This is a genomic window from Actinomadura formosensis NBRC 14204 (assembly GCF_001552155.1).
Lineage (GTDB): Bacteria > Actinomycetota > Actinomycetes > Streptosporangiales > Streptosporangiaceae > Spirillospora > Spirillospora formosensis.
Genome location: NZ_BCQQ01000161.1, coordinates 1 through 12,998 on the forward strand (window position 1 = coordinate 1; position 12,998 = coordinate 12,998).

Annotated in this window: 14 protein-coding genes; 7 read left to right on the top strand and 7 right to left on the bottom strand. The window is 72.2% G+C overall.

From position 1 onward, the window contains the following. Positions 1-651: PspC domain-containing protein (locus AF1_RS29075; RefSeq protein ID WP_157419336.1), on the bottom strand; the 651-nt coding region annotated here is incomplete at its 3' end. 123 nt (positions 652-774) lie between these two features. Here AF1_RS29075 and AF1_RS29080 point away from each other — a divergent pair. The 3 genes from AF1_RS29080 (at position 775) to AF1_RS29090 (ending at position 3,433) form a co-directional block, all read left to right on the top strand. Next, entirely contained in the window at positions 775-1,965 is a 1,191-nt protein-coding gene (locus tag AF1_RS29080) for an ATP-binding protein (protein WP_242608877.1), read from the top strand. Between the two features lie 34 nt (positions 1,966-1,999). Beyond that, entirely contained in the window at positions 2,000-2,641 is a 642-nt protein-coding gene (locus AF1_RS29085) for a LuxR C-terminal-related transcriptional regulator (RefSeq protein ID WP_067806449.1), read from the top strand. A 111-nt stretch (positions 2,642-2,752) separates the two neighbouring features. Continuing rightward, entirely contained in the window at positions 2,753-3,433 is a 681-nt protein-coding gene (locus AF1_RS29090; RefSeq protein WP_067806452.1) for a DUF4190 domain-containing protein, read from the top strand. Positions 3,434-3,708: 275 nt separating this feature from the next. Here AF1_RS29090 and AF1_RS29095 read toward each other — a convergent pair whose 3' ends face one another. From AF1_RS29095 to AF1_RS29105, 3 genes are all read right to left on the bottom strand, one after another. Further along, on the bottom strand, positions 3,709-4,164 hold the full coding sequence (locus tag AF1_RS29095; RefSeq protein WP_067806454.1) for an SRPBCC family protein: 456 nt from the start codon (positions 4,162-4,164) through the stop codon (positions 3,709-3,711). A gap of 104 nt (positions 4,165-4,268) precedes the next feature. Continuing rightward, positions 4,269-4,952: a PIG-L deacetylase family protein gene (locus tag AF1_RS29100; protein WP_255218849.1), complete on the bottom strand. Its 684-nt coding sequence runs from the start codon at positions 4,950-4,952 to the stop codon at positions 4,269-4,271. Positions 4,953-5,107: 155 nt separating this feature from the next. After that, entirely contained in the window at positions 5,108-6,064 is a 957-nt protein-coding gene (locus tag AF1_RS29105) for a nucleoside hydrolase (RefSeq protein WP_067806458.1), read from the bottom strand. Between the two features lie 84 nt (positions 6,065-6,148). On the opposite strand from AF1_RS29105, the gene dhaK reads away from it, so the two are divergent. From dhaK to AF1_RS29120, 3 genes are read left to right on the top strand one after another with little or no spacing between them, the layout of a single operon-like run. Continuing rightward, positions 6,149-7,144 carry a dihydroxyacetone kinase subunit DhaK gene (gene dhaK / locus AF1_RS29110; RefSeq protein WP_067806461.1) on the top strand — a complete coding sequence of 332 codons (996 nt, stop codon included), beginning with the start codon at positions 6,149-6,151 and terminating at the stop codon, positions 7,142-7,144. Then, the gene (dhaL, locus tag AF1_RS29115) at positions 7,141-7,764 is read left to right on the top strand and encodes a dihydroxyacetone kinase subunit DhaL (RefSeq protein ID WP_067806477.1); all 624 of its coding nucleotides are present in this window, start codon (positions 7,141-7,143) and stop codon (positions 7,762-7,764) included. The genes dhaK and dhaL overlap by 4 nt, the downstream gene beginning before the upstream one ends. Before the next feature lies 1 nt (position 7,765). Continuing rightward, entirely contained in the window at positions 7,766-8,149 is a 384-nt protein-coding gene (locus tag AF1_RS29120; RefSeq protein ID WP_067806465.1) for a PTS-dependent dihydroxyacetone kinase phosphotransferase subunit DhaM, read from the top strand. A 37-nt stretch (positions 8,150-8,186) separates the two neighbouring features. Here AF1_RS29120 and AF1_RS29125 read toward each other — a convergent pair whose 3' ends face one another. Together AF1_RS29125 and AF1_RS29130 are read right to left on the bottom strand one after the other, a co-directional pair. Next, positions 8,187-8,483, bottom strand: a complete 297-nt coding sequence (locus AF1_RS29125; RefSeq protein ID WP_067806468.1) for a protealysin inhibitor emfourin — start codon at positions 8,481-8,483, stop codon at positions 8,187-8,189. Positions 8,484-8,519: 36 nt separating this feature from the next. Beyond that, complete coding sequence (locus tag AF1_RS29130; protein ID WP_067806471.1) at positions 8,520-9,986, bottom strand: gluzincin family metallopeptidase; 1,467 nt, start codon at positions 9,984-9,986, stop codon at positions 8,520-8,522. Between the two features lie 370 nt (positions 9,987-10,356). Here AF1_RS29130 and pcrA point away from each other — a divergent pair, with 370 nt between their 5' ends. Continuing rightward, the gene (pcrA, locus tag AF1_RS29135) at positions 10,357-12,612 is read left to right on the top strand and encodes a DNA helicase PcrA (RefSeq protein WP_165488398.1); all 2,256 of its coding nucleotides are present in this window, start codon (positions 10,357-10,359) and stop codon (positions 12,610-12,612) included. A gap of 60 nt (positions 12,613-12,672) precedes the next feature. Here pcrA and AF1_RS29140 read toward each other — a convergent pair. After that, on the bottom strand, positions 12,673-12,998 hold a 326-nt coding region (locus tag AF1_RS29140; protein ID WP_169804063.1), incomplete at its 5' end, for a TetR family transcriptional regulator C-terminal domain-containing protein.

Below are 12,998 nucleotides of genomic sequence, written 5' to 3' on the forward strand. Positions count from 1 at the left end.
GCCGGCGGCGGGGACGTCGGTGTGCGCGGCCGAGTACTCGGCCAGGTCGACCATGCCCTCGGGCAGCCCGCCCCCGGCCGGCGCGGCCGGCCCGCCCGGCCGGCCCTTGGCGAGGGACACGCCGCCCGCGGTGGTGTCCTCCGGCCGCGTCCACCCGGCGGACGGGTCCGGCGGATGCCCGGCGAGCCGCTCGGGGACCGTCCGCGCCGCCGCCACCAGGTCCACGCCCCGCGAACGCGCGACGAGCAGCACCAGCCCGAACACCACCAGGACGGCGACCGCGTCGGTGTAGGCCCCGCCGAACAGGGTCAGCGCGACGCCCACGCACAGCAGCGCCCCGAGGATCGACAGGACGGCCTGCGCGTCGAACCACCGCTTGAAGAACCGCTCCGCGGCCGACGACTCGCCGGGGTTCGCGGGCATCAGCAGCGCCGCCGCGATGTACAGGAGAATGCCCTGCCCGGGCGCCGGCACGAGGATCGCGAACCCCACGCGGAAGACGACGGGGTCGATGCCGGTGTAGCGGCCGAGCCCGGTGCACACGCCCGCGATCAGCCGCCGGTCGGCGTCGCGCGACAGCCGCGGGTATCCCCGGCCCGTCCGCTCCCGGCTCTCCGCCTCGCTCTTGCCCGCCATGCCTGCCATGCCCATGCCACCATCGTGGCCCGTCCCGTCCCGCGCGGGGTATGGGGGACGTCCCTGATCCGCCCCTGAGCCGGGTCCCCGGGTAGGCCCCGGATGCGGACCCCGCGTGGGCGTGTGACGATCGATGACGTGGAACAGGAGACGGCCGGACGGCCCGGTGCGACGCCGGCGCGGGCCTCCGGGCTGGAACGCGCCGCCGCGGGCCGGCTCGTGGCGGGGGTGTGCCGCGGGCTCGCCGTGCACCTGGGCGTGGACGTGCTGCTCGTCCGCGCCGCCTTCGTGCTGCTGACGGTCGCGAGCGGGCTCGGCATCGCCGCGTACGCGGCGTTCTGGATCCTCGTTCCCGCGCCGGAGAAGGTCCCGGCGGCCGGGCTCCGGCGCGGTCGCGACTGGGGTCAGCTGCTCGTCTACGTGGTGGTCACGCTGGGGCTCGCGGCGCTGCCGTGGGGCGTGGCCGGGCCCGTTCAGTGGGCGCTGTGGCCGTTCGTCATCGGCGGTGTCGGCGCCGCGATCCTGTGGCAGCAGGCCGACCGCGACCAGCGGCAGCGCTGGACGCTGCCGCTCCGCGAGCGGTGGCTGCGCAGCCTGCTCGGCCTGCTGCTCGTCGTCGGCGGCATCGGCGGCGTCGTCGCGCAGAACGTGGAGGCCGAACAGGCGCGGTCCGTCGTGATCGCCATGCTGATCATCCTCACCGGGGTCGCGGTGATCGTGACGCCCTGGGTGGTGCGGCTCTGGCAGGACCTGGACGCCGAGCGGCACGAGCGCATCCGCTCCCAGGAGCGCGCCGAGCTGGCCGCGCACATCCACGATTCGGTGCTGCACACGCTGACGCTGATCCAGCGGAACGCGCACGACGCGCGGGAGGTGCAGCGCCTCGCCCGGTCCCAGGAGCGGACGCTGCGGACGTGGCTCTACCAGCCGCGCGCCGACCCCGACCGGACGTTCGCCGCCGCGATCAGGGAGATCGCCGGGGAGGTCGAGGACGACCACGGCGTGCCGATCGAGATCGTCTGCGTGGGCGACACCGCACTGGACGAGCGGCTCGGCGCCGCGCTGCAGGCCGCCCGGGAGGCGATGGTCAACGCCGCCAAGTACGCGGAGGCGCCGTCGGTGTCGGTGTACGCGGAGGTCGAGAGCGACGGGATCGCCATCTTCGTCCGCGACCGCGGCAAGGGGTTCGTCCTGGACGATGTCCCGGAGGACAGGATGGGCGTACGGGGGTCCATCATCGGACGTATGGAGCGCAACGGCGGCAAGGCCGCCGTCCGCACCGCGCCGGGCGAGGGCACCGAAGTGCGTTTGGAGATGAAGAGATCATGAGCGGACCGGGGGCCTCCCCGCGAAGGGGCAGGGTGTGAGCGAGCCGTTGAAGAGGGTCGTGCTGGTCGACGACCACCAGATGTTCCGGACCGGGGTCAAGGCGGAGCTGGGCGGCGGCGTCGAGATCGTCGGGGAGGCCGGCGACGTCGACGAGGCCGTCTCGGTGATCCGCGAGACGCTGCCGGACGTGGTGCTGCTGGACGTGCACCTGCCCGGCGGCGGGGGCATCGAGGTGCTGCGGCGGCTGCACGGCACCGTCCCGTCCAAGTTCCTCGCCCTGTCGGTGTCGGACGCGGCGGAGGACGTGATCGGGGTCGTGCGGGGCGGAGCGCGCGGCTACGTCACCAAGACGATCTCCGGCCCGGAGCTGACGGACGCGATCGGGCGGGTGGCCGAGGGCGACGCCGTGTTCTCGCCGCGCCTCGCCGGTTTCGTGCTGGACGCGTTCGCCGCCACCGACGTCCCGGCCGTCGACCCCGAGCTGGACCAGATCACCCAGCGGGAGCGGGAGGTCCTGCGGCTGATCGCGCGCGGCTACGCCTACAAGGAGATCGCCAAGGAGCTGTTCATCTCGGTGAAGACGGTGGAGACGCACGTGAGCAGCGTCCTGCGCAAACTCCAGCTGTCGAATCGGCATGAACTGTCGCGCTGGGCCGCCGCCCGGAGACTCGTCTAGCGGCGTCGCGGATAAAACCGGTTCCGGCGGCCGATAAAGTCGCTGACCATGACATATCCTCCCCCCGGACCTGGCCATCCAGGTCCACAAGCCCCCTATCCCCCTCCGCCGATGCCGCCCGGCCCGGGCCACGGCTCCCCGTACCGGAACGACAAGACCAACGGCCTGGCGGTCGCGGCCTTCGTCACCGGCCTGCTCGGCTGCCTCGGTGTCCTCGGCATCGTCCTCGGGGCGATCTCGCTGGTGCAGATCGGCCGGAACGGCGGCCGGGGCCGCGGGTTCGCGATCGCCGGCATCGTCCTGTCCTGCCTGTGGCTCGTCACCGGCATCACCATCGCTGTCCTCGCCGCGAGCAGTGACTCCTCCAGCGGCGCCGGGCCCGCGCCCACCGCGACCCGGACCAAGCCGAAGGAGGTGGACGCGCAGAAGATGAAGGTCGGCGACTGCATCAACGACAACGCCAGCGCGTCCAACCCCTCGACCAGCGAGCCCGTCGAGGTTCAGAGCGTCAAGATCGTCCCGTGCACCGGGCCCCACGATGGCGAGGTGATGGCCATCTTCAAGCTGTCGGGGTTCACGATGCCGGCGGACGCGCAACTGCGCCAGCTGGCCTCGAACGGATGCAAGATCCGCACCCAGGCCAGGATCGGCCGCGACCCCGCCGCGGGCAGCCTCGCGAACTCCTACTACTACCCCACGGCCGAGTCGTGGAGGCAGGGTGACCGCGACGTCACCTGTGTCGCCGTGGCCGCGGGCGAGGGCACGAAGCTGACCCGGCCGCTGCACCGCTGACGATCCCGGCGTCCGCTGGGCGGCCGGCCCGCCGCCCGGTCCCGGGACATACCGGGACATCTCGCTCAGTACGCGGCACGCAGGGTGCGTGATCGCGTCCGGTGACGCGGCCGGCGCCGTTCACCGCCCCCCTTTTTTCAGCGCCACTCCTCCTTCAGCGCCGCTTCTCTTCAGCGCCACCTTCCGCCTGGAAGCGCCACCGCGCGCCCCTCCCCGCCTGTCCGCCAGGGACGAACCCCGTGCGCCGCGCACTGCGGCCTGGAGCGATCCGCGGGTCACAGGACGCCGGGCAGCCGGGCCGGGCAGCCGGGCTCGCAGCACTCGGAGTGCCGGGCCACCCGGCGCGCGTACTTCCCGAAGCGGCGGCGCAGCGCCGCCCGGGTGAACGGCCCGGTGCCCGGGAGAGCGTCGACCTCGCCGCGCCAGCGGATCAGCGTGCCCGCGGCGTGCGGTTCCAGCGTGACGTCCGCGCGGACGCTGCGCCGCGGATGCCCGGCCAGCGCGAGGTAGCCGTAGTGCCGGGGCGGATCCCAGGCCACGACCTCCTCACGCCAGGGCGGCACGGACCGGACGGCCCCGATCCCGTTCCGGTGCTCGGTCCCGTCCGCCTCGCGCCGCGCGCGGAGCCACAGGCCGCCCCATTCGCGCCACGCCTCCGGGAGGCAGAGATGCTTGAAGATCACCTCCGGCTCCGCGCAGGAGGTGGCGATGGCCTCTATCTCGTTCGGCATGACAACCCCCCGTGTTCTGTCGCAGGGGGTACATGCCCGCTTCGGCCCCGATTACGGTTGGTAAGTAGATGTATTTCGCGGGTGACGAAAAACGGGGGTGCGGCTCAGGCCGTATTGACGACCTGGAACGGCTCGGCGAACCGGCCCTCGGGGAGCCCCGCCGCCGCGGCGTTGGCGCCCAGCCAGCCGCGCAGCATCTCCAGCAGCCCGTCCCCCATGTGCCCGGTCTGGCTCACGTGCGCCCGCAGCGCGTTCACCTTCCGCTCGAACCGGTCGGTGATGTCGACGTAGTGGTTCGCGACGGGCCCGCCGCTGAGCCACACCTCCCGTACCGTCCACGCGTCCAGGCCCTCGTCGGCGAGCAGTTCCGGGAACGCGTACGGGTTGCGGGCGTCGGGGTAGACGGCGTCGAGCGCCGCCGAGCCGACCGCCCGGTGGTCGGGATGGCTCGGGTGGATCCGCTCGTAGTTGCGTTCCGGGCTCGGCATCAGCACCCGGTCCGGTCGCACCTGCCGGATCGCCCGCGCGATGTCGCGGCGCAGGTCCAGCGTCGCCTCGACCCGGCCGTCCGCGCGACCCAGGAACCGGACGTCGCTCACCCCGACGCACTTGGCCGCCGCGCGCTGCTCCTCGCGCCGCAGCGCCGCCATCTCCGCGCGCGTGACGGCGTCGTCGGAGCCGCCCGCGTCCCCGTCGGTCACCATGAGGTAGACGACCTCGATGCCCAGATCCGTCCAGCCGGCCACCGTCCCGGCCGCGCCGAAGTCGACGTCGTCGGGGTGCGCCATCACCACGAGGATCCGCTGCAGGTCGCCGTCGTCCAGAACATTGGTCACAGTTTCAACCATAAGCTCCGCGAACGGGTTCGGGCACCGCCAGTTGATCAGAAATTCGGCGCAGGACGCCCGCCGGAGGGCCGTCCCCCGCCGGAGGGGCGGCCCGGTCAGAGCGACAGCAGGGCCGTGAGCAGGCGTTCCTGGAACGCCGGCACGTCGCTGCCGACCGCGACCTGCACCGGGCGGCGGGTGTCCTCGGCGGGCAGCGACCGGGCGTCCCACACCGTCGTGCCACGGGTCAGCTCGCCCCGCAGTTCCACCCGCACGCAACGGTGGACGTACTCACCGAGCTCCGGGTCGACCGCCAGCATCGCGGCGAGCGCGTCGTGGATGACCGCGCCCCGCCGCTTGAGGGTGGGCGTGTACGCCTCCTCGTAGAACTTCAGGATCTTCGCGGCGAAGCGGGCGACCGGGGCGTCGTGGGCGGCCAGCCGGTCCAGCCAGTCGTCGTGGACGGCGGTCGGGTGCGTGGCGTCCAGCGGCACCAGGATCATCGGCCAGTCCGCCGCGAACACCAGGTCGGCGGCCTCCGGATCGTGCCAGATGTTCGCCTCGGCGTGGGTGGTGATGTTGCCGGGGTGGTCGAACGCGCCGCCCATGATGACGACTTCGCGGATCAGTGACGGCAACGCGTCGTCCAGCAGCAGCGCCGCGCCCAGGTTCGTCAGCGGGCCGGTCGCCAGCAGCGTCAGCTCGCCCGGCCTGGACCGTGCCAGCCGGACGATCTGCGCGGCCGCCGACCCGGTGACCGGGCGTCCCGCCGGGGCGGGCAGATGCGTGTCGCCGAGGCCGTCCGTCCCGTGCCAGTCCAGCGCGTAGTGGACGTCCTGCGCCATCGGCCGGGTCGCGCCCACCGCGACCGGCACGCCCTCCGTGATCCCCGCCGCCTCCAGCACGCGCAGCGTGTTCAGCGCGCCGGTCAGCGGGTCGACGTTGCCGTGCACCGTGCCGACCCCCACCAGCTCCGCCTCGCCCGCCTGGACGAGTGAGGCCAGGTACAGCAGCGTCATCGCGTCGTCGATGCCGGTGTCGCAGTCGTACAGGAACGTGGTCGCCTTGGTCACAGAGGCAACCTATACGGGACCCCGCGTCGCAGTGATCACTAATTGGGCCTGGGACGCGGTGCCGCGCCGGGGTAGAGCTGAGACATGCGAAAACTCATCAACGCCCCGGCGGACGTGGTCTGCGACGCGCTGCGCGGCCTGGCCGCCGCGCATCCGTCGCTGAAGGTCGATCCGGCGAACGGCACCGTCGTGCGGGCGGACGCGCCGCGCGCCGGGAAGGTCGCCCTGGTGTCGGGTGGCGGGTCCGGGCACGAGCCGCTGCACGCCGGGTTCGTCGGCCCCGGCATGCTGGACGCCGCCTGCTGCGGCGAGGTGTTCACCTCCCCCGTGCCCGACCAGATCATCGCGGCGACGATGGCGGTGAACGGCGGTGCCGGCGTCCTGCACCTGGTGAAGAACTACACCGGTGACGTCATGAACTTCCAGATGGCCGCCGAGCTGGCAGAGGACGAGGGCATCGAGGTCACCTCCGTCATCGTCGACGACGACGTCGCCGTGGAGGACAGCACGTTCACCGCCGGGCGGCGCGGCACCGGCGCCACGCTGTTCGCGGAGAAGATCGCCGGTGCGCTCGCCGAGGAAGGGGCGTCGCTGGACGCGGTCGCGGCGGCCGCGCGGGAGGTGAACGAGCGCAGCCGGTCGTTCGGCGTCGCGCTGTCGTCCTGCACGGTGCCGGCCGCCGGGTCGCCCACGTTCGAACTGGGCGAGGACGAGATGGAACTGGGCATCGGCATCCACGGCGAGCCCGGCCGGGAACGTGCCAAGATCGGCACGGCGGCGCAGATCGTGGACGCCGCGCTGAGCGCGATCAACGCGGACATGCCACTGGCCGGGGCCGAGGTGCTGGTGCTGGTGAACGGGATGGGCGGCACCCCGCTCATCGAGCAGTACATCGCGTACGCGGCGGCGGCCGAATGGCTGGCGGGGCATGGCGCGACCGTCGTCCGGCGGCTGGTCGGCCCCTACGTGACGAGTTTGGAGATGGCCGGCTGCATGATCAGTGTGTGCCGGATGACGCCCGAGCTGACCCGGCTCTGGGACGCGCCCGTCGAGACGCCGGGGCTGCGGTGGGGCCGGTGAACGCCGCCGCCTTCGCCGCCTGGATCCGGCACACCGCGGAACTGGTCTCCGCCGACGCCGGGCGGCTCACCCGGCTGGACGCCGCCATCGGCGACGGCGACCACGGCCACAACCTCGACCGGGGGTTCCGCGCCGCCGCCGAGGCGCTGCCGGACGGCGTCCCCCCGGGCAAGGTGCTGATGGCGGCGGGACGGTCGATCGTGTCCAGGACCGGCGGTGCGTCCGGGCCGCTCTACGGGACGGCGCTGCGCCGCGCGGGCAAGGCGGTCGGCGACGCCGGCGACGTGGGCGCCGCCGGGCTCGGTGCCGCGCTCCGGGCCGCGCTGGACGGCGTGCAGGAGCTGGGCAAGGCCGCCGAGGGCGACAAGACGATGGTCGACGCGCTGGCACCCGCCGTCGCGGCCTACGAGGCGGCGCTCGCGGACGGCTCCGGCCTGGCGGACTGCGTGCGCGCCGCCGCGGACGCGGCCGCGAAGGGCGCGGACGACACCGTCCTCATGCAGGCGCGCAAGGGACGGGCCAGCTATCTCGGGCCGCGCAGCGTCGGGCACATGGACCCGGGCGCCGCGTCCACCGCGCTGGTGCTGCGCGGGCTCGCCGACGTGGCGGGGGAGGGCTGACATGGTCGGGATCGTGATCATCTCGCACAGCCGCACGCTCGCCGAGGGCGCCGCCGAGGTCGCCCGCACGATGGGGGTCGGCAAGGCCGTCGTCGAACCCGCCGGAGGCGACGCGGAGGGACGGCTCGGCACCAGCATCGACCTCGTCGAACAGGCCGTCGCGGCGGCGAACGACGGGGACGGCGTCGTGCTGCTCGCCGACATCGGCAGCTCCGTGCTCACCGCGAAGACGCTCATCGAGGACGCCGGCGACGACGTGCTGCTCGCGGACGCGCCGCTGGTCGAGGGGTCGGTCGCCGCCGCGTCCATGGCCGCGGCGGGCGCCGGCCTCGCCGCCGTCCACGCCGCCGCCGAATCCGCCCGCGACCACCGCAAGGCCGGCTGAGCCTCCGCCGAGCCAGGTTCGGGCCGGGTTCGGCCGGTCAGGACAGGTCGGGGCCTTCGAGGAGGATGCCGAGGGCGGACGTGACGCCCGCCGCCGGCTCGCCCCGCACCTCGTAGACGCGGGACTCCTCGCCGGGCTCGTCCACCGTGATCCGGTACGCGGGCAGGTCGGCGCCGATCTCGCCCGGCTCGCCGCGGGCCTGGGCGGCGGCGAGGGCGTCCACCGCGTCCCGGACGCGCCCGGCCGTCCCGGCGGGGAGCGTGGCGGTGTCGTACAGCGCGACGACCGTGCTCCGGCCGGTGAACCCGCCGGTGCTCTCGATCCGCACGCGCATGCCGTCCGCACCTCCCCGCCGGATCTCCGCCGCCCGCTACGCGCTGAAGGCCCGGCGCAGCCCGTCCAGCTCGTCGCGGAGGATGTCATCGTCCTCCAGCGAGCCGCCCCTGGCCAGCTTCTCGGCGTCGATGACCTCGTACTCGGGCATCTGCATCGTGCCGCAGCACCGCGACCTGTCCTGGTCGGCCCGCAGGCTCGCCGAGTGCTCGTCGTGCGGCTCGACCTCCGTGACGTCCTGCCCGTCCCCGGTGTAGCCGGCCTCGGTCATCGCCATCCGCCCGCTCATCAGGTCGCGCAGCGGCGTCACCGCCGTGGTGATCTCGCGGACCGCGAACCGGTTGCGGATGAACGTCCGGTAGATCGCCGGGGCGCCGCGGGTCGCCGAGACCTGCAGCATCTGGTTCGCCACGTCCACGTACCGGGCGCCGGTCGCCGGGGACGCCACGATCGCGTCGAACACCAGCTTGCAGAGCGCGGACGCCGTCTCGATCAGCACGATCGCCGGGTCCTTCGTGCGCCGCTGCCGGCTCAGCTCGAACGTGTACACGTCCGCGAGCACGTCGTAGATCGCGCCGGTGAACACCTGCGAGATCGCGTGGACCTCGTTGCCGACCTGGCTGAGCTTGAGATCGTTGTCGGCGTTGCGCAGCCCGGACGGCATGCCGAGCGCCTTGCCGAACTCCTCCGCCAGCTCCGACAGGAACGACTTGTCGTGCAGGTTCGCCTTGGTGAGCGCGACGAGCGCATCCGCCTGGTCCGGCTCCGCCAGCGCCAGGAAGATCGCGGTGATGTCGCCGAACGACTCGTGCAGGCCGCCCGTCTGCGGCGGATTGCCCGCCGACAGCCAGCCCGGCTTGAGCCCGTCCAGGATCGCGTGCCCCGTCTCGTGCGCGACGATGTCGTGGGACCGGCACGTGTGCAGGACGCTGCCCGGCGGCTGCCCCTGCGGTGTGAAGAACAGGAACTTGAGCGCCTTGCCCGTCCTCGTGTAGAACGCGTTCGCGCCCTCGCCCGCGTGGGGGAAGACGGTGATGCGCTCGGTGTCGCCGTCGACGTTCCACGCGAACGGGATCGGGTCGCCGCCGTTGTGCCGCTCGTACATCGCCATCGTCTGCCGGACGACGGCGAACGTGTGCGCGCAGTCGAACTGCGGGCTGCCGGCGGTGAACACGAAGTCGCCGTTGATGTTGCGGGCGACCGGGGTGACGTCCTGCAGCTCCGTCCGGACGCGTGCGTCCGCCGGGCCGTTCAGCACCACGGTCGGGATGAACGTCAGCCGGGCGCCGAGTTCGGTGACCGACGGGTCCTGCTTGTAGATGAGGAACCGGTGACCCGTGCGGATCGGCACCGGGATCGGAACCGGCCTCGGGGCGGGACGCGGAGTCGGCGGAGCCGCCTCCTGCACGGCCGTGGACGCCCGTCCCGGCCACTGCGCGGGTACCTCGACCTGGATGGTCTCGCTCTCCCGCTGGGCCTGGATGTCCTGCTGGTGGATCTTCATGTGAAGCCACCTCCCCTGACAGTGCGCGAGTCCCTGCCGACTCTGCGCTTCTGTGGATGGACATGCCGGTACGGGTCCTGCTGCTCCGCTGTACCGCCGAGTTCCCCCCCGTGCGGCCGGGCTCCCCGGCACGGCCGGGTTCTCCCGGGCGGCCGGGTCGGCGGACCCGGCCGGTAAGTGTCCACCCCGTTGTGCCACACGCTCCGCCGGTGGAGAGATCGAGTCAACCTGCGGAATCAAAAAGCATCGCCATCTGTCCACATGTCGCCATCGCGCTGTCCACATGTCGCCATCGCGGGGGTGCCGGAGCGGTTCGCCGGCTTGGCGGAGGCGCCGAAAACATCCGGCGGGCGCCGTAGACTCGCACATGATGTCGAAGACCGAAGCTCATCCCCTGCTCGATGGCCTCAACCCGCAGCAGCGCGCCGCCGTCGTGCACTCCGGCGGACCCCTGCTGATCGTCGCGGGGGCCGGTTCCGGCAAGACCCGGGTGCTCACCCACCGCGTCGCCCATCTGCTCGGCGAGCGGGACGCGCACCCCGGGCAGATCCTCGCGATCACCTTCACCAACAAGGCCGCCGCCGAGATGAAGGAGCGCGTCGACGCCCTGGTCGGGCCGCGTTCGCGGGCCATGTGGGTGATGACGTTCCACTCCGCGTGCGTCCGGATCCTGCGGCGCGAGGCCAAGCGGCTGGGCTTCCCGACGAGCTTCTCGATCTACGACCAGGCCGACGCGAACCGGCTGATGGCGCTCGTCTGCCGCGAACTGGACCTCGACCCCAAGCGGTATCCGCCGAAGTCGTTCAGCGCCCAGGTGTCCAACCTGAAGAACGAGCTGATCGACTACGAGACGTTCAAAGCGCGGGCGTCGACGCACATGGAGCAGACGCTCGCCGAGGCGTACGAGATGTACCAGGCCCGGCTGCAGCAGGCCGGCGCGATGGACTTCGACGACCTGATCATGATGACGGTCAATCTGCTGCAGGTGTTCCCGGAGGCCGCCGAGCACTACCGGCGGCGGTTCCGGCACGTCCTCGTGGACGAGTACCAGGACACGAACCACGCGCAGTACCAGTTGGTGCGCGAGCTGACCGCCCCGGTGGAGGGGGTCGGCGCGGCCGAACTGTGCGTGGTCGGTGACGCCGACCAGTCGATCTACGCGTTCCGGGGTGCGACGATCCGGAACATCCTGGAGTTCGAGCGCGACTATCCGGAGGCGACCACGATCCTGCTGGAGCAGAACTACCGCTCCACGCAGACGATCCTGTCGGCGGCCAACGCCGTCATCGAGCGCAACGCCGACCGGAAGCCGAAGAAGCTCTGGTGCGACCAGGGCGAAGGCCACAAGATCACCGGGTATGTGGCCGACAACGAGCATGACGAGGCCGCGTTCGTCGCCCACGAGGTCGACCGGCTCACCGACGAGGGGGACGCCCGCCCCGGTGACGTCGCCATCTTCTACCGGACCAACGCCCAGTCGCGTGTCTTCGAAGAAGTGTTCATCCGGGTCGGGCTGCCGTACAAGGTCGTCGGCGGGGTCCGGTTCTACGAGCGCAAGGAGATCCGGGACGCGCTCGCCTATCTGCGGGTGCTCGCCAATCCCGAGGACACCGTTTCGCTGCGGCGCATCCTGAACGTGCCGAAGCGGGGGATCGGTGACCGGGCCGAGGCGTGCGTGGAGGCGCATGCGTCCCGCGAGCGGATCTCGTTCTGGCAGGCGCTGCGGGTGCCCGAGGACGTGCCCGGCATGGCGACCCGCTCGATCAACGCCGTCCGCGAGTTCGTCGCGCTGCTGGACGAGCTGCGCGCCGCCGCCGAATCGCTCACCCCCGCCGGCCTGATCGCCGAGGTGCTGGAGGCCAGCGGCTACCTCGCCGAACTGGAGGCGTCCAAGGACCCGCAGGACGAGACCCGCGTCGAGAACCTCCGGGAACTGGAGGCGGTGGCGCGCGAGTTCGAGGAGCGGCTGGACGGCGAGTCCGCCGAGGGACGGCTGGCGGAATTCCTGGAACAGGTCGCCTTGGTCGCCGACGCCGACTCCATTCCCGGCGGCGCCAAGGGCGGTCCGGTTCCACCGGGCGAGCAGCCGGAAGAGACCGATCAGGGCGTTGTCACGCTGATGACGCTGCACACGGCAAAGGGCCTCGAATTTCCGGTCGTTTTCTTGACCGGCATGGAGGACGGCGTCTTCCCGCATCTGCGCGCCATGAGCAATCCCAAGGAACTCGAAGAGGAACGCCGCCTCGCCTATGTCGGCATTACCCGTGCCCGGCAGCGGCTCTATCTGTCACGTGCGGCGATGCGCAGTTCGTGGGGCGCGCCGCAGGTCAATCCGCCGTCCCGGTTCCTGGGCGAGGTGCCGGAATCCCTGATGGAATGGGAGCGTGAGGCGTCGTCCATGTCCACGCCGGCGATGTCGCGGATGGCGCAGCGGCCGGGGACCCGATCCTCGGGGAATCGGCCGGTTCCGTCCCTTTCTCCCGGCGACAAGGTGACCCACGACGCCTTCGGCCTCGGCACCGTCGTCTCCGTTTACGACCGGGGTGAAAAGGCCAGCGTCGACTTCGGTGGCGAGTACGGTGTGCGGACGCTGGTGCTGCGCTTCGCCACGATCGAAAAGCTCTGACGGAAGCCGTTTCGAGGGCCATTGTGCCCCCGCCTGCCGGTCGTCATGGCACCGGGATGCTCACGTTCCGAGGGAGGCCAGGAAGGCGTCCAGCATCGCGGTCTGGCGTTCGGGCGGCAACGCGCCGGGGTCGAACAGGGCGTGGACGACCAGGCCGTGGGCGAAGGCGGCCGAAGCGGCGACGATGTCGTCGATGTCGGATGCGGCGGGGAGTTCGCCGAGCGAGACCGCCGCCGCCACGTGCGGGCGGAGGCGGTTGCGCCAGTTCTCGTAGCGGTCCTTCTGGCGGGCGGAGAGGTCGGGGTCGGCCAGCGAGACGTCCCACGAGCTCACCCAGACGCGGTTCATGGCCGTGGCGGCGGGGGTGACGCACAGGACGTCCAGGA

Coding starts and splice junctions, on each gene's coding strand:
- AF1_RS29095 (WP_067806454.1), bottom strand. CDS start 4,164: ATGCCGAACGAGATAGAGGCCATCGCCACCTCCTGCGCGGAGCCGGAG.
- AF1_RS29120 (WP_067806465.1), top strand. CDS start 7,766: ATGGTCGGGATCGTGATCATCTCGCACAGCCGCACGCTCGCCGAGGGC.
- AF1_RS29125 (WP_067806468.1), bottom strand. CDS start 8,483: ATGCGCGTGCGGATCGAGAGCACCGGCGGGTTCACCGGCCGGAGCACG.
- AF1_RS29090 (WP_067806452.1), top strand. CDS start 2,753: ATGCCGCCCGGCCCGGGCCACGGCTCCCCGTACCGGAACGACAAGACC.
- dhaK (WP_067806461.1), top strand. CDS start 6,149: ATGCGAAAACTCATCAACGCCCCGGCGGACGTGGTCTGCGACGCGCTG.
- AF1_RS29100 (WP_255218849.1), bottom strand. CDS start 4,952: ATGGCGCACCCCGACGACGTCGACTTCGGCGCGGCCGGGACGGTGGCC.
- pcrA (WP_165488398.1), top strand. CDS start 10,357: ATGTCGAAGACCGAAGCTCATCCCCTGCTCGATGGCCTCAACCCGCAG.
- AF1_RS29130 (WP_067806471.1), bottom strand. CDS start 9,986: ATGAAGATCCACCAGCAGGACATCCAGGCCCAGCGGGAGAGCGAGACC.